Below are 21,557 nucleotides of genomic sequence, written 5' to 3' on the forward strand. Positions count from 1 at the left end.
GGAAAGGAATTTGGCCGGAAAGGAATTTGCCATGGTGGATCGCAAGGCGGATGCAAAAACCTCGCTCGATATTCTGGTCGCCGGCGCCGGCTATGTCGGCCTTGCCGCCGCCGTATCGCTGAAACAGGCGCGGCCGAGCCTGGCGGTCGCTGTCGTCGACGCCGCGCCCGCCGGCGCCTGGCAAAAGGACGGCCGCGCTTCGGCCATCGCCGCTGCCGCTTGCCGCATGCTCGACCAGCTCGGCATCTGGGCCGAAATCGCGCCCGAGGCGCAGCCGATCACCGAAATGATCGTCACCGATTCGCGCGCTTCCGATCCGATGCGCCCGGTGTTTCTCACTTTCGATGGCGAGGTCGCGCCCGGCGAAGCCTTTGCGCACATGGTCGCAAACCGCGATTTGAACGGCGCCTTGCGCCGGCGCGCTGAAACACTCGGCATCGACATCATCGAAGGGGTCGCCGTCAGTGCCTTCGACGTGAACGGCGCCGGCATCACCGTGCATCTTGTCGACGGCGCGACGCTGAAGGCGCGGCTGCTGATCGCCGCCGACGGCGTCAACTCGAAGCTGCGCGACATGGCCGGCATCAAGACGGTGAAATGGGAGTACGGCCAGTCCGGCATCGTCTGCACCGTGGCGCATGAACGGCCGCACAACGGCCGCGCCGAAGAGCAATTTCTGCCAGCCGGCCCGTTCGCCACGCTGCCGCTCCAGCCTGACAAGGACGGGACCAACCGCTCGTCGATCGTCTGGGTCGAGCGGTCGGAAGATGCCGAAAAACTGGTCGACGGCGACGACCTCGTCTTCGAGCACGAGCTCGAACAGCGGTTTGGCCTGAAGCTCGGCGAAATACACGTCGCCGACAGGCCGCGCGCTTGGCCGCTCGGCCTGACGCTTGCCCGCGCCTTTGTCGCGCCGCGCATCGCACTCGCCGGCGACGCGGCCCACGGCATCCACCCGATCGCCGGCCAGGGCCTCAATCTCGGCTTCAAGGATGTGGCGGCATTGGCCGAAGTGGTGGTCGAGGCCGACCGGCTCGGCCAGGATATCGGCGCGCTCGACGTGCTCGAACGCTACCAGCAGTGGCGGCGCTTCGATACGCTGCAGATGGGCATCACCACCGATGTCCTGAACCGGCTGTTTTCCAACGACATCGGCCCGCTGCGCGCCGTCCGCGACATCGGCCTCGGCCTCGTCGAACGCCTGCCGCGGCTGAAGGATTTTTTTATCCGCCAAGCGTCCGGTCTGTCCGGCGACACGCCGAAGCTGCTCAAGGGCGAGGCGATCTGAGCAGCTCAGCGGCGTGCCCAACTTCGTCATCCTTGGGCGGAGTGACGCGAAGCGGAGCGAAGACCCAAGGATCCATGCCGTGACCTCAGCCGGAGAATACAGCGGAGCAGAATTCTGCACCGTCGCGACGCCTTAAGGTCACGGCATGGGGTCTGCGCGGCGTCGCTTCGCTCCTTGCTCCGCCCCAGCGCTCCTTCCGTGTCACGGAACTAGTTGACCTCAAAGCCGAGCTTCTGGCGCAGCCGCAGTATCCGCTGGTCGGATATCTTCAGGGGTTGCTCGCCAGCCTGCGCCGCGCGGTTCACCATCTGCAGCAAATCGTTTCGCTCAGTCACATCCAGACATTCGCGCAGGAACGGCGCCAGCTTGTCGATGACGATCGTGGCATCGTCGACCTGTGACGCCGCCCATTTGGCGTAGACCACGGCCTCCGCGGTCTTCTTGTCGTCCGCGATCTCCGAAATCAGCGACCGAATCGCGGCTTCGCGCTGCGGCAGGACAGGGCCGTTCTCAGAAACAATGGCGGTGATCAGCGTCGCCGCCGCCACCACCGGATCGTCGATCGCCGTCAGCGGCGAGAGCGCCGCCTGCTTGCGCAGTCGCTTGCGGCGTATGTTCCCTTGCACACGCCCGACGACGTCCGCGACCTCGCGTGCCGCATCGTTCATTGCCTTCATCCGATACCACCAGAACGCCGCCGCTCCCAACAGGCCAAGTACAGCAATCAGGAAAGGCATGCCGAATTCCCCCAAACCTTGGTGAGGATAAGAGAAGTGGCGTTTCGCATCAACGCGCAAAAGTTGCGCCCGGCGAAGAATCCGGGCGTTCCGTCAGGTTGGCTTCTATCTAGGACCCCGGCACGTTGTAGATCGCCCTGACCTCGATCGTGCCGATTTCGGCCAGCGGAACGCCGCCGGCAATCTCCAGCGCCTCGTCGATATCCCCGGCCTCGATCATGACAAAGCCGAGCAATTGCTCCTTGGTCTCGGCGAAAGGGCCATCGGTGATCAGCCTCTTGCCCTTGCGCCGGCGCAGGGTTTTCGCGGTCTTCACCGACTGCAGCGCCTGCGCGATGATCAGCCGACCGCTTTGCTCCACCGATTTGTCATAGGCCAGCGAGTCGGCGTCGAGCTTGGCCAACCTCTCCGGGCTCATTGCATAGAGGTCTTTTTCCTCACCGTAGACCAGGCAAACGTATTTCATCTCTCATCTTCCTTGTTGGGTCGAACCGTTGGCAACCAGGGTCCCAGCCGGGCTTTTGACCGCCGCGTGATCGACAAGGGACACCGCAACCCCGATGATGGCGACCGCCGCAAGCAGTCGACCGAAACCGGAGGGTGGGCGATGCAACCAGTCGGCTTCTTGTTCAGCAGCCTTTCGGCCGGTGTCTCTCCAGTGGGCAGAAAACAAATCATTCATGTGATCCTCCATCCGGCCACGAAACCCGTGGCCGTCCGCAGGACGGCCGAGGCAGATGGAAGTCGACATTTTTGCACGCGGATTTTTTTGCGTGGCCATTGGCGCGAAAGCACGGGTGGCCTTCGTGCCCGCGCGCGCTATAGTCGATCAGACGCCGAACCCGGCTCAGCCACCGCATCAAGGAGGAATTCATGGACCGCACCGCAAACGCCGTCTGGAAAGGCAATCTGAAAGAGGGCAAGGGCACGCTCGACACCCAGAGCGGGACTCTGAAAGGGACGCCTTACTCGTTCAAGATGCGCTTCGAGGACGAGAGCGGCAAATCCGGCACCAATCCGGAGGAACTGATCGCAGCGGCGCATGCCGGCTGCTTTGCCATGCAGCTTTCGCATGTCCTGGCCGAGAACGGCACCCCCGCCACCGAACTCAAGGCCAAGGCCGTGGTGACGCTGGTTCCAGGCACCGGCATCACCGGCAGCGCGCTCACGCTGGTCGGCAAGGTGCCGGGCATCGATGCAGCGAAATTCCAGGAGCTGGCCGAACAGGCCAAGGCCGGGTGTCCGGTCTCGAAGGCGCTCGGCGCCATCAAGGTTTCGCTCGACGCTAAGCTCGGCTGAGAGAGCTTCCGCGTATAGCCGATTGCGACGTGGAGGCCATCAATTTTTGAAAGCCGGCTCCGCCCCTCATTGCCCTGCCGGGCATTTCTCCCCGTATAGTGACGGGAAGAAAAAAGCCGGCCGCCGCCGCGGCACCCTTCCTGCAACGCGGATAATTGGCGAAAACTGTCGATGAGCGTCCCTCTCCCCGTCACTATACGGGGAGAGGTCGCCGGCAGGCGGGTGAGGGGCAGCGTCTACCGATCGAGAGTGACGGCGAACAAGGTTCCTGGAGAGCTGTCCTCTCGAAAGGTCGTTAGCTTCCTTCGCCGGTCAGCGCGTCGATGCGTGCGCGCAACTGTGCAAGCTCTTCCTTGAGAGCCTGCACGCGCGCTTCGAGGTCCGAGGCCGGTGACGGCGATTGCAGTGGCGTTGCAGCCACCGCCGTCGTCTGCACCGGCCCGCTCAAGAGATGCACATAGCGGTCCTCACGTTGGCCGGGTCCACGATCGATCTGCTGGACGAGCGGCGGCTTGCGGCCGATCAACAGGTCGAGATTGCTGCGAAGCTCGTCGATGGAGGGCAACCGCGCCATGCGCTCGCTCCGCGCCAGCAATTCATAGGCGGTTTGCGGACCGCGCAGCAACAGCAGCCCGAGCAGCGCAATCTGCGCCGAGGTCAGCGAAAAGCGCTGCGCGACGATATGCTCATAGCGCTCGACACGCGAGGCAAAGACCTGCCTGACCAGACCCTTGTGCTCAAGTTGGCCAAGCGCTCGTCTTACCTCGACAAGCTCGACCGACATCACCGGCTCGCGCGCCGTCTTCTGGTTGGCGGCGGCAAGTGCCGCATTGAGCGTCAGCGGGTAGATATCGGGCGTCAGTTCCTTCTTTTCGATCAGGCAACCGAGCACGCGCGCTTCGACGGGAGACAGGATGGGCAGTTCGGAGTCGGTCATAGGTCGGCTATCCTTTTAGAGCTGGCGGGACAGCGCCCCCCTCTGTCCTGCCGGACATCTCCCCCACTTGGGGGGAGATTGGCGGCTTCAGCGCTCTGCTCACTCCGCAACGCCTACGATTGGCGCATGCCGACGTGACGGCCGATCTCCCCCCTCGTGGGGGAGATGTCCGGCAGGACAGAGGGGGGCGCGAAGGATCGCTTCGGATGGAACGATCTCGACGGCACCCGTCCGCCGCTACACCCTTCTCTCCACCATCATCTTCTTGATCTCGGCGATCGCCTTGGCCGGGTTGAGCCCTTTGGGGCAGGTCTGGGCGCAGTTCATGATGGTGTGGCAGCGATAGAGCCGGAACGGGTCTTCCAGATTGTCGAGCCGTTCGCCCGTGGCCTCGTCCCGGGAATCGATCAGCCAGCGATAGGCCTGAAGCAGTGTCGCCGGCCCGAGATAGCGGTCGCCGTTCCACCAGTAGCTCGGACAGGAAGTCGAACAGCAGGCGCAAAGGATGCACTCGTAGAGCCCGTCGAGCTTTTCGCGGTCCTCATGGCTCTGCAGCCATTCCTTGGCCGGCTCGGGCGACACAGTTTTCAGCCACGGCTCGATCGAGGCGTGCTGGGCGTAGAAATTGGTGAGGTCGGGCACCAGATCCTTGACCACCTGCATATGCGGCAGCGGATAGACCTTGATCGCGCCGGAAATGTCGTCGCAGCCCTTGGTGCAGGCGAGCGTGTTGGAACCGTCGATATTCATGGCGCAGGAGCCGCAAATGCCTTCGCGGCAGGAGCGGCGCAAGGTCAGCGTCGGGTCGATCTTGTTCTTGATCCAGAGCAGCGCATCGAGCACCATCGGCCCGCAATCGTCCATGTCGACGAAATAAGTGTCCATGCGCGGGTTCTCGTCATCGTCCGGCGACCAGCGGTAGATGCGGTATTCGCGCAGATTGGTAGCATTCTCCGGTTTCGGCCAGGTTTTCCCGGCCTTGATCTTCGAGTTCCTGGGGAGCGTCAGTTCAACCATGTCGCGGCTGGTCCTTTAATATTTTTCGCAAGCTGACCACATCAGTCGATTTGTCTGATAGGCGAACGATCTGCGTAAGCAATAGTTGGGGTTTAAACTGGCGAGCAGCTTCAAACCAAACTGAACGTGTTGCTGTTAACGTTCTATTTCGATGGGATTTCGCAATCGAGTCAACAATTCTGAGGTAAACTTCAGACAACGCCAGCAGCATCGCGTAAGCAATGGCCTTAAATTGGCTCAAGGCGAGCATAGCGGCGGACTGATCTTCCTTATGTGTGATTGCTTTTAAATGTGCGGAATACGCCCAATGGGCATGGTCGCTTAGCCAGCCATAAAGGCGTCCCACAATTGGAAAGACCCTACTGGCCTCACCTACGCTTTTTGTGGCGCTTTTCAGGGCTATTGCGTCAACGTCGTTGAGCGATCGAACACAATACACCCAACATACCTGCTCCAAGATCATCCTACCAATCGCGACACACTCGTATAGCGCACCTTTGTCGGCCTCAGCGAAGGCGCGTTCGAAGCTATATTCGACACGTACCAGTGTTAGATCGCCTATCCACTCCCCAACGGTCGGCTCTCTGCGGAGAAAGGATGGATACGTCTTAAGGAAGACGTCTGCGGCAGCATATAGAGTGTCGCAAGAATGTTTGCAGTTGCGATCAATACGCAGCTCACCTCCCGTATCTTCGTCATACGAAATACCCTTGAAGTAGGTCCTTCGTACGTAGTCGATGGACGAGTTTTGCAACTGATACGTAAGCGCAGCTGCGCTAACCATCTCTCGCAATCGGGCCGGATAGTCCTTGTTGACCCCGATTACAAACCCCTTCCTATTGACCGGAACTTCCAACTCGTCGCGCATGTATAGAGGGAAAGCGTCCCTTACCTTCGATGAGTTGGCGACCGAGCGCATGGCCCTCAGTACACCCTGGCCTTCGGCGCGATCTTGGCCAGGTTGATGCCGCCGTCTGCTTCGCTAAGCAGCGGTTCGGTGTGCACCGGCCGGTAGCTGAGTGTCACCTCGCCATCTTCGCTGAGCCGGGCCAGCGTATGCTTGCGCCAGTTCGCATCGTCGCGCGCCGAAAAATCTTCCCGCGCATGCGCGCCGCGGCTCTCCTTGCGCGCCTCGGCGCCATAGACGGTGGTGATGGCGTTGGCCATCAGGTTTTCCAGCTCCAGTGTCTCGACCAGGTCGGAATTCCAGATCATCGAGCGGTCGAACACTTTTACATCCTTGAGCTCGCCCCAGATCTGCGAAATGCGCTTGCAGCCGCTTTCCAGCGATTCCTGCGTGCGGAACACCGCCGCATCGTCCTGCATCGCCTTCTGCATCTTTTCGCGCAGCACGGCAGTCGGCGTCGAGCCGTTGGCATGCCGCAGCCGGTCGAAGCGGTCCATGATCTTCTCGACCGAGGCTTCGTTGGGCGACGGGATCGCGGCGTTGCGGTCGATCACCTGGCCTGCCCGGATCGCCGCCGCGCGGCCGAACACCACCAGATCGATCAGCGAGTTGGAGCCCAGCCGGTTGGCGCCATGGACGGAGGCGCAGCCGGCTTCGCCGGCCGCCATCAGCCCGGGCGACACCTGGTCAGGGTTCAAGGCGCTGGGGTTGAGCACCTCGCCCCAGTAATTGGTCGGCACACCGCCCATATTGTAGTGGACCGTCGGCAGCACCGGGATCGGCTCCTTGGTCAGGTCGACGCCGGCAAAGATTTTTGCCGACTCCGAAATCCCCGGAAGTCTCTCGTGCAAAACGGCCGGATCGAGGTGGTCGAGGTGGAGAAAAATATGGTCCTTGTTCTTGCCGACGCCGCGCCCCTCGCGGATCTCCAGCGTCATGCAGCGCGAGACCACGTCGCGCGAGGCCAGGTCCTTGGCTGATGGCGCGTAGCGCTCCATGAAGCGCTCGCCCTCGGAGTTGACGAGATAGCCGCCCTCGCCGCGCGCGCCCTCGGTGATCAGGCAGCCGGCGCCATAGATGCCGGTCGGGTGGAACTGCACGAACTCCATATCCTGCAGCGGCAGCCCGGCCCGCGCCGCCATGCCGCCGCCGTCGCCGGTGCAGGTGTGCGCCGAGGTCGCCGAGAAATAGGCGCGGCCATAGCCGCCCGTCGCCAGCACCACCATTTTTGCCGAGAAGCGGTGGATGGTGCCGTCGTCGAGATTCCAGGCGACGACGCCGGTGCAGGTGCCGTCCGGCTCCATGATCAGGTCGAGCGCGAAATACTCGATGAAGAACTGTGCGTTGTTCTTCAGCGACTGGCCGTAGAGCGTATGCAGGATGGCGTGGCCGGTGCGGTCGGCGGCCGCACAGGTGCGCTGCACCGGCGGTCCCTCGCCGAAATTCATCATGTGGCCGCCGAACGGCCGCTGGTAGATCTTGCCCTCTTCGGTGCGCGAGAACGGCACGCCGTAATGCTCGAGCTCGTAGACGGCGGCAGGTGCTTCGCGCACCAGATATTCCATGGCGTCGACGTCGCCGAGCCAGTCCGATCCTTTCACGGTATCGTACATGTGCCACTGCCAGGAGTCGGGGCCCATATTGGACAGCGAAGCGGCGATGCCGCCCTGAGCGGCGACAGTGTGCGACCGTGTCGGAAAAACCTTGGTGATGCAGGCGGTGCGCAGGCCCTGTTCGGCCATGCCGAGCGTGGCGCGCAAGCCGGCGCCGCCGGCGCCGACGACCACCACGTCGAATTTATGGTCGACATAGGTAAAGGCGGACGCCGTGTTGGCGTTTTTCGCGTCCTTGGCCAAAACTCAGCCTCCAAATGCCAGTTTGAGCAGGGCGAAGATCGAGGCGACGCCGACCACTACGGGAAAGAATGTGTTGAGCGCGAGCAGCGCCAGCCTCATGCCCTCGCCATGCACATAGTCCTCGATGATCGCCTGCATGCCGAGCCGCATATGGTAGAGCCCGGACAAGAGCACCAGGGCCAGGACCAGCGCCACGAACGGGTTGGCAAGTGCGGCGCGCACTTCTGCATAGCCGGCGCCATTCAGCGCGATCAGGAAGCCGACGAAGAACAGGATCAGCGGGATGTTGGCGATCGCCGTCAGGCGCTGGCGCCAGAAATGCTCCGTACCCTCGCGGGCGGAGCCGAGGCCGCGGACTTTCGCCAGCGGCGTGCGCATGTCGGTGTTGTGGTGGCTCACGATCAGGCTCCCCGCGCCATGTAGCCGGCGATCCAGATCAGCAGCGTCAGTACAATCGAGCCGGCCAGCGTCGCCCAGGCGATCCTCGAGGCCGTGTCCTTCTCAAGACCTGCGCCGGTGTCCCAGATCAGATGGCGCACGCCGCCCAGCATGTGGTGCATCAGCGCCCAGGTATAGAAGAACAGCACCAGCCGCCCCAGCCACGAGCCGAAGGCCCAGTTGACGGCATCGAAGGTGGATTGCGAGCTCGCCGCCGCCATCAGCCACAGCGCGACCAGCAGCGTGCCGAAATAAAGCGCCCCACCGGTGATGCGATGGATGATCGACATCGTCATCGTGATCGGCGGTCTATAGACGGTCAGATGCGGCGAAAGCGGCCGTTCACGTCTGGCAAATTCGCGGGTGGCTGGTGATTTGCTCATGGCTCCCCCAGTTCGGCGTCTCTGGAGCCCCAGGGGAAATGCGGCGTTACCGCTTCCGGTTGCGACTTCGGACAGCCGGTTTCTAATGCGCTTTTTGCACCGCGTCAAAGCCGGAAAATCGTTTCGAAAACGTAATTTAGTCTGACAAAAGGGCGGTGTTTCGCTTCAATCGATTAGGGCGCAAGCCAAAGCCGGCGCAATGTTCGCTGCAGTGCGGTAAAACTGATTAACGCTTACAGGTCAGCGGCGTCTTCCCGCCCTTCATCACCAGCGCGTCGCGTCCGTCGATCACGATTGCGTCATGCGCCGCGCCGAAGCGGCTGCTTTGATTGGCGGGCGAGGCCGGCAGGTCCTCACTGGCGCCGTCCGGGCCAAGCACGCGCACCGAGGTGCCGAGGTTTTCGATGGTGATCCTGGCGCCATCGGCGCAAGTGTAAGTCGCGGTGCGCGGCTGCGGTGAATCGGTCGCGGCGGCCGGCGCATTGGTCTGCGACACGCAGGCAACGGTGATCAGCAACGGTAAAAGCGCAAGCGTCACCCGAAAGGTCCGGCCAAACGCCATATGCTGCCTCCCTACGCTCGATCCAGCCGCGATGCTTGGCCAAGATCACTCGACGTCGCGCTTGGCGCCGGCCGCGATGGTGCGGGCAAGCATGGCCGAAAGATGGCGCAGCCTTTCAAGCGCCGGATATTAACCATGTTTGCCGAGACCTAGCTGCCAGCAGGCCTAGCCTCTTAACAAAGGTTAATAAAAGGTTAATTTATGATTCGAGGAAGACTCGCCTCTGACAAATGGGGGACGCCATGCGTTCGAATTCAGGCAGATCGCGCCTTCCGGCGCTCATCCTGGTGGCGGTGGCCGTCGGCTTCGCAGCACCGGCACTCGCCGGGACGCGCGACCGCGTCTACGCCGATTCCTTTGGCAATCTCGTCATCGAAAGCGCCGCCGGCTACAAGCGCATCCTCGTTGGCGAGGGCAATCTGGCCAAGGAACTGTCGGACTACACCGGCGCCGGCCAGCCCAAAATCTATGAAAACGACGCGGATGACGTCAGCAGCCGCGACTGCTACAGGCCGCCGGTTTTCGTGAAGGGCCGCAGTTATATGTACGGGCTCTCCGACGGCGAGATGCCCGAACTCAGCCCCTGCCGCTGATCTTCGGCCCGGCGTTGGCAATAGCCGTCTGCCGGGAGGCGATTGACCCTATCGAGATGCGCACGCAATCACGTCCGCTGCCCTTCGCCTGATAGAGCGCTTCGTCGGCGCGCCGCAGCAGGTCGGAAAACCCTTCGGCCGGGTGAAGCTCGGCAACGCCGAAGCTGGCGGTGCAACGATGGTGCGCCGGCAGACAGTCGATCGGCAAGGCCCCGAAGGCGCTGCGCGTCCCTTCGGCGAAGAGCCGCGCGGCGGCGAGGTTGGTTCCCGGCAGGATGATAGCGAATTCCTCACCACCGATGCGGCCGGCGACGTGATGATCGGCAGCCGCATCACGCAGGAACCCGGCAAAGGCTTCGATGACCCGGTCGCCGGATGCGTGGCCGAAACTGTCGTTGATGCTCTTGAAATGATCGAGGTCGGCGATGACCAGGGCGACCGGAATACCCCTGCGCACGGCGTCACGCATCGCGAGCTCGGCATGACGTTTGAAGCCGCCGCGGTTGAGCAGCCTCGATAGCGTGTCCGTCTCCGACTTCGACGTCGCTTCGGCGAGCACGTCGCGGACCAGGATGACGAGAATGAGAAGCGCGATTGTCAGGCCGAACACCGTGCCAAGCGATTGCGACACCAGAGCGTAGTTGCTGTGCAGATATGCCTGCGGATTGACACCCCAGCCGCCCAACGCATGGGCGATGAACGGCTTGCTCACGAATTGCAGGGCGCTGGCCGCCAGAACGGCCATCAACGCATGGTCGAGCCAGTCGCGTCTTTGCCTGGACGACCAGACGATGCCGAGGCCGACGAACTGCATGGCCGCATAGGGAAGCTGGTAGGCCATCATGCGGGCAAGCGACTGGCGCGGCAGGTCCTGCACGAAATACACCGCCACGGTAGCCGCAAACAGGAAGACGAGCATCGGCGCCCAGCGCGGCGCCACGCCGTATTTATAGGCAAGCCCGCCATTGAAGGTGATGGTGGCGCCCAGGAAAACGGCGAAACCCGCGACGACTGCCGGTCGCGCATTGTCGAAGACCGGAATAATGAACTCGATGGCGAAATAGGCCATCCCGAGCAGATAACCGAACACCAGCCAGCGCGCCGGCGCGCGCGCCACATCGTTGAACGAGATGGTCATGAAGGCAGCCGCGAGCAGGCCGGCGACAAGCAGGTTGATTGCAAGGATGAACTCTGCGCCGCCGCCCATGTGGTTTTTCGCACTCCCTGCGCCAGCAAATCATGAACGGGCGAAAAAGACGTTAACGTGGACCCGGAGCGGGATGATCAGCCGGGCTTTGAGCGTTCCACAACGAGCACCGTTTCCGACCGTTCATGGGATAGCTGCACGCTGTCGCGGCCGTTCCTCTTGGCTTTGTAAAGCGCCTCGTCGGCGCGGCGCATCAGCGGCTCCAGCCCTTCCTCGCCGGTGCGGGCGGCCACGCCGAAGCTCGCGGTCACTCTTGTGCCGAACGGAAGCCCGTCGACGCTGCCTGCCGAATAGAGCGTGCGAATGGCTTCGGCAAACAGCCTTGCCGCGCCAAGGTCGCTCAGCGGCAAAAGCACGGCGAACTCCTCGCCACCGATGCGGCCGGCGACGCCGCTGGTGCCGGCAGTCGATAGAAGCTTGGCGGCGAAGTCGGCGATCACGCGATCGCCCGCCGCATGCCCATGCAGATCGTTGAGCGCCTTGAAATGATCAAGGTCGGCGAGCACCAGCGCGACCGGCAGTTTGGCGCTGGCGCAGTGCTGCAGGAGGAGCGTGGCGCGCTCCTCGAAACCGCGGCGGTTGAGCAGGCCCGACAGCGGGTCGGTGTACGCCTCGGCCTTCAGCGCTTTCATCACGTCGAGTGCAGCCGCGCAGAACAGGCAAAGCGCGATGAGCAACGACAGCAGCGCATGCGACAGCAGCGCCGTCGTCCAGTAGGACGAGGCATAGAACCCGTCATAGCTTTGGTAAGGTCCATGCGCGATGACGATAACGAGGGTGCGCACGAAGAAGTTAAACCCGGAAAGCAGCGACAGCACGAACAGGATCATTTCCGTCGGGCCCTTGTCGCGCACCACACGCAGTTCGGCGGCAACAACCAGGCTGAAGCCGCCGAAAGCGAAATTCATCGCCAGGATTCGCCAGGTGAGGTCCGGCTGGATGAACATGAACCAGCAAAAAGCGGCCAGGCCGCCGCTTGCCAGGACGCCGATCGCGACAAAGGGCACGCGCCGTCCATAACGCGTCACGATCGCGCCGGCGAGGCCACAGGCGGCGATGGTGAAGCAGAGGTTGGAGAGCAGCTTGGTCGGCGCCATGCCGATGGGCAGCGTGAAATACTGCAACAGGAAACCGGCCGCCGAAAGCCAGTAGCTGGCGGCGAGCACGGCCAGATAGGGGCGGTGACGCTGATAGAACCACAGCACGAGAAACACCGCGCCGAGCGCAAGCGCGATCGTCGGGTTGAGCAACCCTACCAGCAGACCGGTGTCCAAAGGACCGTGACCCCCACGCTTCCGTCAGGCAAGAACCTAGAGCGGAAGCCCAAACAAGCGGTTAAGCCCAAGCAGTTAAGCAAAGTCGAATATGCGCAAGGCCGCCAATGAAGCTGCTGCACGGAACTTGAAACCGCGGCCGGCGTTTTCCGGCAGCAGCCAAGAGGAGACGCTTTCATGGCCGATACGATCATGCTGACCGACCACGAGGCAATTCGCTCATGGGCCGCGGCGCGCGCTGGATTTCCAGCAATCGTCGACGTGTCGCCCGAAGCAGGGACCCAAGCTATGCTGAGGCTGGTCTTCGGCCAGCATGCCTATCAGGACCTGGATGAGGCCGAACGCCCGGTCAACGCCGGCGGCTACGAACTGGTCGAATGGGACGAATGGTTTAAGCTGTTCGACGAACGGCAGCTGGCTCTGGTGGTCGCCGCAGAGCAACCCGGCCGGCGTGAGCAATTCCATGAGATCGTGAGACGCCCGGGGTGAAGAAAACCCGAACCGCATAGCGGTTCGGGTTCTGGTATATCTTTATATACGGACTGTGGCAGCCCTGAGTTATTTCCACTCGCGGATGTCGACGAAATGGCCGGCGATCGCCGCCGCCGCCGCCATGGCCGGCGACACCAGATGGGTGCGGCCCTTGAAGCCCTGACGGCCCTCGAAATTGCGATTCGAGGTCGAGGCGCAGCGCTCATGCGGCTTCAGCCGATCGTCATTCATGGCAAGGCACATCGAGCAGCCCGGCTCGCGCCAGTCGAAGCCGGCGGCGATAAAGATCTTGTCGAGGCCTTCGGCCTCCGCCTGTTCCTTGACCAGGCCGGAGCCGGGCACGATCATCGCACTGACCCGCGGATTGACCTGTCTGCCCTCGATCACCTTGGCGGCGGCGCGCAGATCCTCGATGCGGCCGTTGGTGCAGGAGCCGATGAAGACGCGGTCGAGCGCTATATCGGTGATCTTGGTGCCCGGCTTCAGGCCCATATAGTCGAGCGCGCGCTGCTTGGACGTGCGCTTGTTCTCATCAGCGATATCGTCCGGGTTCGGCACGATGCCCTGGACCGAGACGACGTCCTCGGGCGAAGAGCCCCAGGAGACGATTGGCGGCAATTTGGCCGCGTCGAGCACGACCACCTTGTCGAAATGCGCGCCTTCGTCGGACTGCAGCGTCTTCCAGTAGGCGAGCGCGGCATCCCACGCCTCGCCCCTCGGCGCGCGCGGCTTGTCCTTGACATAGGCGAAGGTCGTCTCGTCAGGCGCGATCAGACCGGCCCGGGCGCCGCCCTCGATCGACATGTTGCAGATCGTCATGCGGCCTTCCATCGACAGCGCGCGGATCGCTTCGCCGGCATATTCGATGACATAGCCGGTGCCGCCGGCAGTGCCGATCTCGCCAATGATCGCCAAAATGATGTCCTTGGCGGTGACGCCTTCCGGCAGCACGCCGTCGACGCGCACCAGCATGTTCTTGGCCTTGCGCTGGATCAGCGTCTGCGTGGCCAGCACATGCTCAACCTCAGACGTGCCGATGCCGTGCGCCAACGCGCCGAAAGCGCCATGCGTCGAGGTGTGGCTGTCGCCGCAGACGATGGTCATGCCGGGCAGCGTAAACCCCTGTTCGGGACCGATGATATGGACGATGCCCTGGCGGATATCTTTCTCGGAATAATATTCGACGCCAAAATCCTTGGCGTTCTTGGCCAGCGCCTCGACCTGGATGCGGCTTTCCTCGTTCTTGATGCCGAACTTGCGCTCCGGCGAGGTCGACACATTGTGATCGACCACGGCCAGCGTCTTTTCCGGATGCCGGACTTTTCTGCCGGTCATGCGCAGGCCTTCGAAAGCCTGCGGGCTGGTCACTTCATGGACGAGGTGACGGTCGATATAGAGCAGGCAGGTGCCGTCGTCCTGGCGGTCGACGACATGGTCGTCGAAAATCTTGTCGTAGAGGGTGCGCGGTGCGCTCATGTGCGTAAATCCGTCGATATGAAAATGGGAAAGGACAAGTGCCGGCTAGCCGGCGAACACGGTCTAGCGAAGTCGGCTGGTCAGAGCGCCGGAAACGCGCGCCGAGAATCGCGACGGCAGGCGTTTTCTGTCCTGCAGCACGAAGCCCTTGTAGGCCGGATCGCCAAAAAGCTGTTCCATTGCGTGGCTCATATCAATGTTTTGGCTTTTCGGCAATCGCGGCGGCCTTCGCAGAACCTGGGTTCAAAGCACCTCAAACACGAAAGTCTTCACCAGCGCCTCGGGTTCGGCGATCGCATAGCAGCGGAACCACGGGCTTTCCTCGACCGGTCGCCATTTTTTGTCGTGCTCCAGATCGGCAAAGACATCGCGAAAGCCGCCGCTTTCGAACACCTGGTCGCGAACGGTGAAAATGGCATGGCCGCCCTTCTTGGTGATGCGCACCAGTTCATGCAGGCCGGAGGCCGGCGCATGGCTGATGGTGAACACGCCGGTCGAGAAGAAGGCGCGGAAATACCCGTCCGGCCAAGGCAGCGGACCGCCAAGCATTGCCTGTTTCAGCTCGCTGTAGGCTTGCCGACTGCCGGCGATGTCAAGCATGTCCTCCGACAGGTCGAGCCCGGCGATGTCCTGATAGCCGAGCGCCCTGAGCGACGGTCCCGACAGGCCGGTGCCGCAGCCGGCGTCGAGCAGCGGCCCCTCGCCTGATGGCACATGGCGCGCCACCCAGGCGGCGATCAGGAACGGCAGGAGGTAGCCGAGCGAGGCGGTTTCGCTGTCATAGGTTGCTGCCCATGCGGCATAAGCCTCGGCAAGCGCTTCCGGCGTATCGGCCGTGTAGACCGCATCCAGCGCCGCATTGGCCTTGTCGATGATCATGGTGGCATCCCTTGAAACGTATCTGCCGCGATCGTAGCGCCGTCTTCGCCTGCCGGCTATTCCTGGTGCTGGCGGCGCAGCCGCTTCTCCAGCCCCCGCAAGGCTAGCGACAGGCCGACCGTCAGGATGAGATATATATAGGCGACGATCGAATAGGTCTCGAAGAAGCGGAACGAGCCGGCAGCGTAGATCTTGCCCATTTGGGTGATGTCGGCGACGCCGAGCACCGAGACCAGCGAGGAATCCTTGACCATGGCGACGAAATCATTGCCGAGCGGCGGCAGGATGGTGCGGATCGCCTGCGGAAACACGATCAGCCGGAAACGCTGCGCGCGCGTCAGCCCCAGCGCCTTCGCCGCCTCGATCTGGCCTTTCTCGACCGCCTGAATGCCGGCGCGGAAGACCTCCGAGATGAAGGCGGAGTAGCCGATGGTCAGCGCCATGATGGCGCGCCACAGCAACGACACGTCGCGTATCATTAGCTCGCCGAACAGGCCGGCGCTTTGCAGCGGCGCCGTCAGCGCGTTCCATGCCGCGACAAAGGCCGGCGCGCCTGCGAAGGCGATCCAGAACAACAGCACCAGCATCGGCACGCCGCGGATGATCTCGACATAGAAGCGAGCGATCTGGCGCAGCCAGCGCGACCCCGACAGTCCCATCAACGCAATGCCGAGCCCGATTGCCGAGGCCAGCGCAAAGGCGACCATCGTGACGAAGACGGTGATGCCGATGCCCTTGGCGACCGTCGCGAAAACCTGGGCGTAGAGATCGCTTGCCGCAATGAAGATGGCGGCGGCCACGCCGAGCGCCGCCGCCACGGCAAGCCACCACGGGAAGTCGGTTTTGGGGGTAGAGGGTGCGGGCGTTGCCATCAGGGCGCGCCGACGACCCAACGTCGCGCCAAGCCACCCCCCTCTGTCCTGCCGGACATCTCCCCCTCAAGGGGGGAGATCCGCAGCCTTGACGTCGCCGCCCATTCTGCAACGCTGACAATTGGCGAAAGCCGATGCGAAAGCCAATCTCCCCCCTTGAGGGGGAGATGTCCGGCAGGACAGAGGGGGGTGTTCGAGCGCAGAGTCAGCGCGAGTTCCGGCGCGCAATTGTCATGAAAAGCGCGCCACAAAGGAAATCACTGCCCCATCTTGTAGTCAAGAAACCATTTCTTGTTGAGCGCGTCGAGCGTGCCGTCGGCCTTCAGTGCGGCGATCGCTGCATTGACCGGCTTCACCAGATCCGAGCCCTTGGGGAAGATGAAGCCGAAATCCTCGGTGCCGAGCGGTCCGCCGATCAGCTTCAGCCCGCCATTCGACGCCTCGACATAGCCCTTGCCGGCGGTGCCGTCGGTCAGCACGACATCGACGTCGCCGGTCTTCAGCGCCTGAACCGTCGCGCCGAACGTTTCGAACAGTTTGATGCGCGGGTTCTGCTCGTTGCCGTCGAGCACGCTGTAGACGGCGGTGTAGAAGGGGGTGGTGCCGGCCTGCGCGCCGATCAGCCCATCCTTGAAGGCGCCAAACGTCTTGGCGTCGGTGAAGCGCTTCTCGTCGCCGCGCACCAGCATGAACTGTTCAGAACGCATGTAGGGGTCGGAGAAATCGACCTTCTGCTTGCGGTCGTCCTTGATGGTGATGCCGGTCATGCCGATGTTGTACTGGTTGTCGGAAACCGCCTGGATCATAGCATCCCAGGAGGTATTCTGGTACTCGACCTGGAAATTCAGCCGCTTGGCGATCTCGTTCATCGCGTCATATTCCCAGCCGATCTGCTTGCCGGTCTTGGCGTCGATGAACTGCAGCGGCGGATAGGCGTTCTCCGTCACAACCACCACCTTCTTGCCGCCGAGGTCGGGCAGCGCCTGCGCCAGGGCGGCGACGGGCGCAAGAATCAGAGCCAACAGGCCGGCTAACAGCAGTTTCGATTTGGTCATGGTGCACCCCTAAAACCTTGAACGGCCTCGACATGGTCGAGGCTTGCAGGAAATCCGGCGCCGACTTTAGCTTTCCGCAAGCGCCTTGCAAGCCGGCTTGATGCGCCGCTTTGCGCGAAATGAATTCCCATGCTTTCACCAAACGATTACGGAACGATCCGTTTCGATTGCGGACCAACGTGGCCCGGCAAGATCGGATCCATCCCGCGAAACAAAAAGGCGGCCGAAGCCGCCTTTCCGAAACGTCGGTTTTTGAAGACGCCTTATTCGGCGACAGCCGCTTCCGCAGCCTTGGCAGCCTCGTCGGCGGCCTTCTTCTCGGCGGCGTCCTGCGCCGCCTTCTCGGCGGCCAGCGCCTGGGCTGCGGCCACTTTCTCGGCCTCGATGCGGGCCTTTTCGGCGTTCAGCGCATCGCGCTCATCATCGTTCAGCTTGCGGGCGCGCACGCCGGTGTTTTCCGAAATACGGGCCGACTTGCCGCGACGATCGCGCAGGTAATAGAGCTTGGCGCGGCGCACCTTGCCGCGGCGCACGATCTCGACGCCCTCGACCATCGGCGAAAAGACCGGGAACACGCGCTCCACGCCTTCGCCGTAGGAAATCTTGCGAACGGTGAAGTTCTCCTGGAAGCCGGCGCCGGCGCGGGCGATGACGACGCCCTCATAAGCCTGGACGCGGGTGCGGGTGCCTTCGGTCACGCGGACCTGGACGCGCACGGTGTCGCCGGGCTGGAATTCGGGAAGCTTGCGCTTGGCTTCGATCTTGGCGGCCTGTTCGGCCTCGAGCTGACGGAGGATATCCATCTCAAAAATCCACTTCTTGTTCTTCCGACAGTCAGAGCGTCCGACACTCGCCTTGCAGTTCCATCGACCGCTCGGCTATGCCCTTTGTTCGAGACCATCTGGGGTTCGGGAACATCGGGCAGGGGCGACTACACCGCCATTGTTGACGGGCCAGAAGATCGCTCTTGGCAGATTGTTCTTCCGGTTCGGCGCGCACATACAGCTATTTCGACGCTTTGTCACGCCTTCGCCGTGTTCTTTTTTGGTCGTTGGCCGACATTGCAATCTTTCAGCGCAGGGGTTGCGTCGAAGGCCCAAGCTTTTTAAGCCGGGGAAAACGTGACTTTCCTCCGGCGGCAACACCTCCATGCCAGTTCTCGATGCGGCCCTGCTCTTTTTCGCGGGCTTTCTCTCAGGTGCCGTCAACGCCATAGCCGGAGGCGGGACGTTCATATCCTTCGGCGCCATGTCGCTGGTCGGCTTGCCGCCGATCGTCGCCAACGCCACCTCGTCGGTGACACAGTTTCCCGGCTACATCACCTCGACGCTCGCTTACTGGTCCGACATCAAGCATTTCTGGCGCGGCGCATTGCTGCTCGGCCTTATCTCGGCTGTCGGCGCGCTGGCCGGCGCGCTCATCCTTCTGGCGCTCGACAATCCGTCGTTCCGCGTCCTGGTGCCCTGGCTGCTGCTCGCGGCAACGGCGCTGTTCGCCGCCGGGCCGTGGCTGAAGCCGGCGCCCAAGCCGGGGCATGAGGCCGCGGTGGGTTCGCTGGTCGGTTCCTTGGCGCAATTCGCCACCGCCGTCTATGGCGGCTTCTTCGGCGCCGGCATGGGCGTCATGATGCTGGCGACGCTCGGTCTCACCCAGGCCGGCGACTATCACCGACTGAACGCGCTGAAGAACATGCTGGCCGTGGTCATCGCGGCGGTAGCCATCGTGGTCTTCATCTCCGGCGATGTCATCGCCTGGCCGCAGGCCATAGTGATGATACCAGGCGCCGCGCTGGGCGGCTATGCCGGCGTCTGGATCGCCAAGCGCGTGCCGCAAATTGCCGTGCGTGGCTTCGTCGTTGGGGTCGGCGTGTTCCTGGCCTTTTACTATTTCACCAAGGGGTGAGCAGCTAACAGGTCCGGCCGCCGCTCCTTCGTCAATTTTTCCGCCTCCGCCCGCCGCCATGCGGCGATCTTCTTGTGATTGCCCGAAGTGAGAACCTCGGGGATTTGCCGGCCCTCGAATTCCTGCGGCCGCGTGTAGTGCGGATGTTCGAGCAGGCCGTTTTCAAAGCTCTCTTCATCGCCCGACACCGCGTTGCCCATTACGCCGGGCAACAGCCGCACCACGGCATCGAGCAGCGCGAGCGCTGCCGGCTCGCCGCCGGAGAGAATGAAGTCGCCGATCGAGACCTCCTCAAGCCCCCGCGCCTCGATAGCCCGTTGGTCGACGCCCTCGAAGCGGCCGCAGACGATGACGACGCCCGGCCCGGCGGCAAGTTCGCGCACGCGGGCCTGTGTCAGCGGTTTTCCACGCGGACTCATTAGCAGCCGTGGCCGTGGATCGCCCGGCAGCGAGGTATGGTCGATCGCCTTGGCCAAGACATCCGCGCGCATCACCATGCCGGCGCCGCCGCCTGCCGGCGTGTCGTCGACGGTGCGATGGCGATCGCTGGCGAAATCGCGGATCTGGATTGCTTCCAGCGACCACGTGCCGGTCTCCAGCGCCCGGCCGGCCAGCGACAGGCCGAGCGCGCCGGGAAACATCTCGGGATAGAGCGTCAGCACCGAGGCGGAAAAACTCACCGGTTGCCCCCGGCGTCCTTCGGCCCGCGCGGCCTGCCCTTCGGGTCGAAACCATCGCGGCCGGGTGCATCGCCGTCTTCGTCATCGATCAAGCCCGCCGCCGCCGGATCGATGCGGAGGAAGCCCTCTTTGATCGACACGTCAGGCACGGCGGCCTGCGTGAACGGGATCAGCACGCCTTTGCGCTCGCCAAGCGTCACGTCGAGAATGTCGCCGCCGCCGAAATTATGCACGGCAACGACCTTGCCGATGTCAGCACCGGTATCGTCCCGGACCGCCAGCCCGACGAGATCGGCGTGATAGAATTCGTCCTCTTCGCCATCGTCAGGCAGCATCGAGCGGTCGACGAATAATTCCGTGCCGGCGAGCGCCTCGGCGGCGTTGCGGTCGCTGATACCCTTGAAGCGCACCACGACGACCGTGTTGGCCGGCCTGATGTCGACGATCTGGAAGGCGCGGCCGTCCCTGGCATAGAGCGGCCCGTAGTCGGCCAGCGCCAGCGGATCGCCGGTGAAGGTCTTCACGCGCAATTCGCCCTTGATGCCGTGGGCGGCGCCGATCACGGCCATCAGGACGGGGTTTTGCGGTTTGGTCATCGGTGGTTCCTTTGCCTTGCTCTAACTCCACCCTCTTATCATTTCAATGACGCGGCTCTTCACCGCTTCCTAACCCGGCTGCCGGAAGATGGCCCAGAATCGAAGAACGGCATCGGAAGAGCGCAATGCAGGAATTCCTCATTCCGGCCAAACCAGACCTTCAGGCGGCCCGCGAAAGCTGGCTGAAGATGCTGGCGCGCGAACGCCGGCTGTCGCCGGAAACGGTGGAGGCCTATGAGCGCGATACGCGCCAGTTCCTGCACTTCCTGACCGGCCATTGCGGCGGCTCGCCCGGCATTTCGGATATCGCCGATCTGCGCCCGGCCGATCTGCGGGGCTTTCTTGCCGCCCGCCGCGCCGGAGGCGCCGGCGCCCGCACGCTCGGACGCGGGCTGGCCGGCATCCGCTCGCTGCTGCGCTTTCTGGAGCGGCGCGGCCTCGTCAATGCGGCGGGTGCCGCCGCACTGCGCGCGCCACGGCAGCCGAAGTCGCTGCCCAAGCCGCTGACGGCAAGCGATGCGAAACACGTCGTTTCGGTGGAAGGCCAGTTGGCGGAGGAACCGTGGATCGCCGCCCGCAACGCCGCCGTGCTGACGCTGCTCTACGGTTCGGGCCTGCGCATTTCCGAGGCGCTTGGTCTGTCGGGTGCCGATCTGTCGGCTCCCGGCGATAAGGTGCTGCGCGTCACCGGCAAGGGCGGCAAGACGCGGCTGGTGCCGGTGCTGCCGATCGCGCTGCGGGCGGTCGCCGAATACCGCCGGCTCTGCCCCTATCATCTCGATCCGAAAGGCCTGCTGTTTCGCGGCGCCCGCGGCGGCCCACTCAACCCGGCCATCGTCCAGCGCGACATGGCCAGGCTGCGCTCGGCGCTCAATCTGCCCGACACCGCCACGCCGCACGCCTTGCGCCATTCCTTCGCCACGCATCTGCTTGGACGCGGCGGCGACCTGCGCACCATCCAGGAACTTTTGGGCCACGCCAGCCTGTCGACGACGCAGATCTACACCGGCGTCGACACCGCGAGGCTGCTCGAAATCTATGAAGCGTCCCATCCGCGGGCGTAACCGATGCGTGATTTCGCAAAGTTGCAGCCAGGAAATGAGTCGT

At 63.2% G+C, this 21,557-nt stretch carries 25 protein-coding genes; 6 read left to right on the top strand and 19 right to left on the bottom strand.

Annotation, left to right across the window (positions count from 1 at the left end; translation table 11 throughout):
* Positions 1-31: 31 nt before the first annotated feature.
* Positions 32-1,288, top strand: coding sequence for a ubiquinone biosynthesis hydroxylase (locus NKH12_RS03125; protein ID WP_352951848.1), 1,257 nt, complete (start codon positions 32-34; stop codon positions 1,286-1,288).
* 209 nt (positions 1,289-1,497) lie between these two features.
* Here NKH12_RS03125 and NKH12_RS03130 read toward each other — a convergent pair whose 3' ends face one another.
* The 3 genes from NKH12_RS03130 to NKH12_RS03140 form a co-directional block, all read right to left on the bottom strand.
* On the bottom strand, positions 1,498-2,025 hold the full coding sequence (locus NKH12_RS03130; RefSeq protein ID WP_352951943.1) for a hypothetical protein: 528 nt from the start codon (positions 2,023-2,025) through the stop codon (positions 1,498-1,500).
* Between the two features lie 109 nt (positions 2,026-2,134).
* Positions 2,135-2,491 carry a YciI family protein gene (locus NKH12_RS03135; protein ID WP_352951849.1) on the bottom strand — a complete coding sequence of 119 codons (357 nt, stop codon included), beginning with the start codon at positions 2,489-2,491 and terminating at the stop codon, positions 2,135-2,137.
* A gap of 3 nt (positions 2,492-2,494) precedes the next feature.
* Positions 2,495-2,707: a hypothetical protein gene (locus NKH12_RS03140; RefSeq protein WP_352951850.1), complete on the bottom strand. Its 213-nt coding sequence runs from the start codon at positions 2,705-2,707 to the stop codon at positions 2,495-2,497.
* Positions 2,708-2,898: 191 nt separating this feature from the next.
* Between NKH12_RS03140 and NKH12_RS03145 the strand changes: the two genes are divergently transcribed.
* On the top strand, positions 2,899-3,324 hold the full coding sequence (locus tag NKH12_RS03145) for an OsmC family protein (protein ID WP_352951851.1): 426 nt from the start codon (positions 2,899-2,901) through the stop codon (positions 3,322-3,324).
* A 295-nt stretch (positions 3,325-3,619) separates the two neighbouring features.
* Here the strand turns inward: NKH12_RS03145 and NKH12_RS03150 are convergent, their stop codons facing one another.
* The 7 genes from NKH12_RS03150 to NKH12_RS03180 all read right to left on the bottom strand — a co-directional run bounded on the left by NKH12_RS03150 (position 3,620) and on the right by NKH12_RS03180 (position 9,424).
* A complete protein-coding gene (locus NKH12_RS03150; protein ID WP_352951852.1) occupies positions 3,620-4,261 on the bottom strand; it encodes a YceH family protein in 642 nt (213 codons plus the stop codon).
* Positions 4,262-4,498: 237 nt separating this feature from the next.
* A complete protein-coding gene (locus tag NKH12_RS03155) occupies positions 4,499-5,278 on the bottom strand; it encodes a succinate dehydrogenase iron-sulfur subunit (protein WP_352951853.1) in 780 nt (259 codons plus the stop codon).
* Positions 5,271-6,146, bottom strand: coding sequence for a hypothetical protein (locus NKH12_RS03160; protein ID WP_352951854.1), 876 nt, complete (start codon positions 6,144-6,146; stop codon positions 5,271-5,273). Before NKH12_RS03160 ends, NKH12_RS03155 begins: the two co-directional genes overlap by 8 nt.
* Before the next feature lie 56 nt (positions 6,147-6,202).
* Positions 6,203-8,041 carry a succinate dehydrogenase flavoprotein subunit gene (sdhA, locus tag NKH12_RS03165; protein ID WP_352951855.1) on the bottom strand — a complete coding sequence of 613 codons (1,839 nt, stop codon included), beginning with the start codon at positions 8,039-8,041 and terminating at the stop codon, positions 6,203-6,205.
* Positions 8,042-8,044: 3 nt separating this feature from the next.
* A complete protein-coding gene (sdhD, locus tag NKH12_RS03170; RefSeq protein WP_210335001.1) occupies positions 8,045-8,419 on the bottom strand; it encodes a succinate dehydrogenase, hydrophobic membrane anchor protein in 375 nt (124 codons plus the stop codon).
* A 23-nt stretch (positions 8,420-8,442) separates the two neighbouring features.
* Positions 8,443-8,862 (bottom strand): succinate dehydrogenase, cytochrome b556 subunit, encoded by a 420-nt coding sequence (sdhC, locus tag NKH12_RS03175; RefSeq protein WP_065007244.1) that lies wholly within the window; start codon positions 8,860-8,862, stop codon positions 8,443-8,445.
* A 226-nt stretch (positions 8,863-9,088) separates the two neighbouring features.
* Positions 9,089-9,424: a hypothetical protein gene (locus NKH12_RS03180; protein WP_352951856.1), complete on the bottom strand. Its 336-nt coding sequence runs from the start codon at positions 9,422-9,424 to the stop codon at positions 9,089-9,091.
* A gap of 242 nt (positions 9,425-9,666) precedes the next feature.
* On the opposite strand from NKH12_RS03180, the gene NKH12_RS03185 reads away from it, so the two are divergent.
* The gene (locus NKH12_RS03185) at positions 9,667-10,017 is read left to right on the top strand and encodes a hypothetical protein (RefSeq protein ID WP_352951857.1); all 351 of its coding nucleotides are present in this window, start codon (positions 9,667-9,669) and stop codon (positions 10,015-10,017) included.
* Here NKH12_RS03185 and NKH12_RS03190 read toward each other — a convergent pair.
* Both NKH12_RS03190 and NKH12_RS03195 read right to left on the bottom strand, forming a co-directional pair.
* The gene (locus NKH12_RS03190; protein WP_352951858.1) at positions 10,001-11,224 is read right to left on the bottom strand and encodes a GGDEF domain-containing protein; all 1,224 of its coding nucleotides are present in this window, start codon (positions 11,222-11,224) and stop codon (positions 10,001-10,003) included. The two genes, NKH12_RS03185 and NKH12_RS03190, sit on opposite strands and share 17 nt — an antisense overlap.
* Positions 11,225-11,301: 77 nt before the next feature.
* On the bottom strand, positions 11,302-12,498 hold the full coding sequence (locus tag NKH12_RS03195; RefSeq protein WP_352951859.1) for a GGDEF domain-containing protein: 1,197 nt from the start codon (positions 12,496-12,498) through the stop codon (positions 11,302-11,304).
* Positions 12,499-12,675: 177 nt separating this feature from the next.
* On the opposite strand from NKH12_RS03195, the gene NKH12_RS03200 reads away from it, so the two are divergent.
* Positions 12,676-12,987 carry a hypothetical protein gene (locus tag NKH12_RS03200; RefSeq protein ID WP_352951860.1) on the top strand — a complete coding sequence of 104 codons (312 nt, stop codon included), beginning with the start codon at positions 12,676-12,678 and terminating at the stop codon, positions 12,985-12,987.
* A 69-nt stretch (positions 12,988-13,056) separates the two neighbouring features.
* Here NKH12_RS03200 and leuC read toward each other — a convergent pair whose 3' ends face one another.
* The 5 genes from leuC to rplS all read right to left on the bottom strand — a co-directional run bounded on the left by leuC (position 13,057) and on the right by rplS (position 18,075).
* Positions 13,057-14,466: a 3-isopropylmalate dehydratase large subunit gene (gene leuC / locus NKH12_RS03205; protein WP_352951861.1), complete on the bottom strand. Its 1,410-nt coding sequence runs from the start codon at positions 14,464-14,466 to the stop codon at positions 13,057-13,059.
* A gap of 243 nt (positions 14,467-14,709) precedes the next feature.
* Positions 14,710-15,345: a class I SAM-dependent DNA methyltransferase gene (locus NKH12_RS03210; RefSeq protein WP_352951862.1), complete on the bottom strand. Its 636-nt coding sequence runs from the start codon at positions 15,343-15,345 to the stop codon at positions 14,710-14,712.
* Positions 15,346-15,401: 56 nt separating this feature from the next.
* Positions 15,402-16,217 (bottom strand): amino acid ABC transporter permease, encoded by an 816-nt coding sequence (locus tag NKH12_RS03215; RefSeq protein ID WP_352951863.1) that lies wholly within the window; start codon positions 16,215-16,217, stop codon positions 15,402-15,404.
* A 257-nt stretch (positions 16,218-16,474) separates the two neighbouring features.
* Positions 16,475-17,272 carry a transporter substrate-binding domain-containing protein gene (locus NKH12_RS03220; protein WP_029349350.1) on the bottom strand — a complete coding sequence of 266 codons (798 nt, stop codon included), beginning with the start codon at positions 17,270-17,272 and terminating at the stop codon, positions 16,475-16,477.
* 263 nt (positions 17,273-17,535) lie between these two features.
* Positions 17,536-18,075 carry a 50S ribosomal protein L19 gene (gene rplS / locus NKH12_RS03225; protein ID WP_127208339.1) on the bottom strand — a complete coding sequence of 180 codons (540 nt, stop codon included), beginning with the start codon at positions 18,073-18,075 and terminating at the stop codon, positions 17,536-17,538.
* 346 nt (positions 18,076-18,421) lie between these two features.
* Between rplS and NKH12_RS03230 the strand changes: the two genes are divergently transcribed.
* Positions 18,422-19,174: a sulfite exporter TauE/SafE family protein gene (locus NKH12_RS03230; RefSeq protein ID WP_352951864.1), complete on the top strand. Its 753-nt coding sequence runs from the start codon at positions 18,422-18,424 to the stop codon at positions 19,172-19,174.
* Here the strand turns inward: NKH12_RS03230 and trmD are convergent.
* Positions 19,156-19,854, bottom strand: a complete 699-nt coding sequence (gene trmD / locus NKH12_RS03235; protein ID WP_352951865.1) for a tRNA (guanosine(37)-N1)-methyltransferase TrmD — start codon at positions 19,852-19,854, stop codon at positions 19,156-19,158. The two genes, NKH12_RS03230 and trmD, sit on opposite strands and share 19 nt — an antisense overlap.
* The gene (gene rimM / locus NKH12_RS03240; protein ID WP_352951866.1) at positions 19,851-20,450 is read right to left on the bottom strand and encodes a ribosome maturation factor RimM; all 600 of its coding nucleotides are present in this window, start codon (positions 20,448-20,450) and stop codon (positions 19,851-19,853) included. Before rimM ends, trmD begins: the two co-directional genes overlap by 4 nt.
* 125 nt (positions 20,451-20,575) lie before the next feature.
* Between rimM and NKH12_RS03245 the strand changes: the two genes are divergently transcribed.
* Positions 20,576-21,514 carry a tyrosine recombinase XerC gene (locus NKH12_RS03245; protein ID WP_352951867.1) on the top strand — a complete coding sequence of 313 codons (939 nt, stop codon included), beginning with the start codon at positions 20,576-20,578 and terminating at the stop codon, positions 21,512-21,514.
* The last annotated feature ends 43 nt before the right edge of the window (positions 21,515-21,557 follow it).

This window comes from Mesorhizobium sp. M1322, from assembly GCF_040318085.1.
Taxonomy (GTDB): domain Bacteria; phylum Pseudomonadota; class Alphaproteobacteria; order Rhizobiales; family Rhizobiaceae; genus Mesorhizobium.

What these genes read in the sequence shown, in the direction of transcription:
- NKH12_RS03125 (WP_352951848.1), top strand. Translation starts at nt 32, where the DNA reads ATGGTGGATCGCAAGGCGGATGCAAAAACCTCGCTCGATATTCTGGTC.
- NKH12_RS03130 (WP_352951943.1), bottom strand. Translation starts at nt 2,025, where the DNA reads ATGCCTTTCCTGATTGCTGTACTTGGCCTGTTGGGAGCGGCGGCGTTC.
- NKH12_RS03135 (WP_352951849.1), bottom strand. Translation starts at nt 2,491, where the DNA reads ATGAAATACGTTTGCCTGGTCTACGGTGAGGAAAAAGACCTCTATGCA.
- NKH12_RS03140 (WP_352951850.1), bottom strand. Translation starts at nt 2,707, where the DNA reads ATGAATGATTTGTTTTCTGCCCACTGGAGAGACACCGGCCGAAAGGCT.
- NKH12_RS03145 (WP_352951851.1), top strand. Translation starts at nt 2,899, where the DNA reads ATGGACCGCACCGCAAACGCCGTCTGGAAAGGCAATCTGAAAGAGGGC.
- NKH12_RS03150 (WP_352951852.1), bottom strand. Translation starts at nt 4,261, where the DNA reads ATGACCGACTCCGAACTGCCCATCCTGTCTCCCGTCGAAGCGCGCGTG.
- NKH12_RS03155 (WP_352951853.1), bottom strand. Translation starts at nt 5,278, where the DNA reads ATGGTTGAACTGACGCTCCCCAGGAACTCGAAGATCAAGGCCGGGAAA.
- NKH12_RS03160 (WP_352951854.1), bottom strand. Translation starts at nt 6,146, where the DNA reads ATGCGCGACGAGTTGGAAGTTCCGGTCAATAGGAAGGGGTTTGTAATC.
- sdhD (WP_210335001.1), bottom strand. Translation starts at nt 8,419, where the DNA reads ATGCGCACGCCGCTGGCGAAAGTCCGCGGCCTCGGCTCCGCCCGCGAG.
- sdhC (WP_065007244.1), bottom strand. Translation starts at nt 8,862, where the DNA reads ATGAGCAAATCACCAGCCACCCGCGAATTTGCCAGACGTGAACGGCCG.
- NKH12_RS03180 (WP_352951856.1), bottom strand. Translation starts at nt 9,424, where the DNA reads ATGGCGTTTGGCCGGACCTTTCGGGTGACGCTTGCGCTTTTACCGTTG.
- NKH12_RS03185 (WP_352951857.1), top strand. Translation starts at nt 9,667, where the DNA reads ATGCGTTCGAATTCAGGCAGATCGCGCCTTCCGGCGCTCATCCTGGTG.
- NKH12_RS03190 (WP_352951858.1), bottom strand. Translation starts at nt 11,224, where the DNA reads ATGGGCGGCGGCGCAGAGTTCATCCTTGCAATCAACCTGCTTGTCGCC.
- NKH12_RS03200 (WP_352951860.1), top strand. Translation starts at nt 12,676, where the DNA reads ATGGCCGATACGATCATGCTGACCGACCACGAGGCAATTCGCTCATGG.
- leuC (WP_352951861.1), bottom strand. Translation starts at nt 14,466, where the DNA reads ATGAGCGCACCGCGCACCCTCTACGACAAGATTTTCGACGACCATGTC.
- NKH12_RS03210 (WP_352951862.1), bottom strand. Translation starts at nt 15,345, where the DNA reads ATGATCATCGACAAGGCCAATGCGGCGCTGGATGCGGTCTACACGGCC.
- NKH12_RS03215 (WP_352951863.1), bottom strand. Translation starts at nt 16,217, where the DNA reads ATGGCAACGCCCGCACCCTCTACCCCCAAAACCGACTTCCCGTGGTGG.
- NKH12_RS03220 (WP_029349350.1), bottom strand. Translation starts at nt 17,272, where the DNA reads ATGACCAAATCGAAACTGCTGTTAGCCGGCCTGTTGGCTCTGATTCTT.
- rplS (WP_127208339.1), bottom strand. Translation starts at nt 18,075, where the DNA reads ATGGATATCCTCCGTCAGCTCGAGGCCGAACAGGCCGCCAAGATCGAA.
- NKH12_RS03230 (WP_352951864.1), top strand. Translation starts at nt 18,422, where the DNA reads ATGCCAGTTCTCGATGCGGCCCTGCTCTTTTTCGCGGGCTTTCTCTCA.
- rimM (WP_352951866.1), bottom strand. Translation starts at nt 20,450, where the DNA reads ATGACCAAACCGCAAAACCCCGTCCTGATGGCCGTGATCGGCGCCGCC.
- NKH12_RS03245 (WP_352951867.1), top strand. Translation starts at nt 20,576, where the DNA reads ATGCAGGAATTCCTCATTCCGGCCAAACCAGACCTTCAGGCGGCCCGC.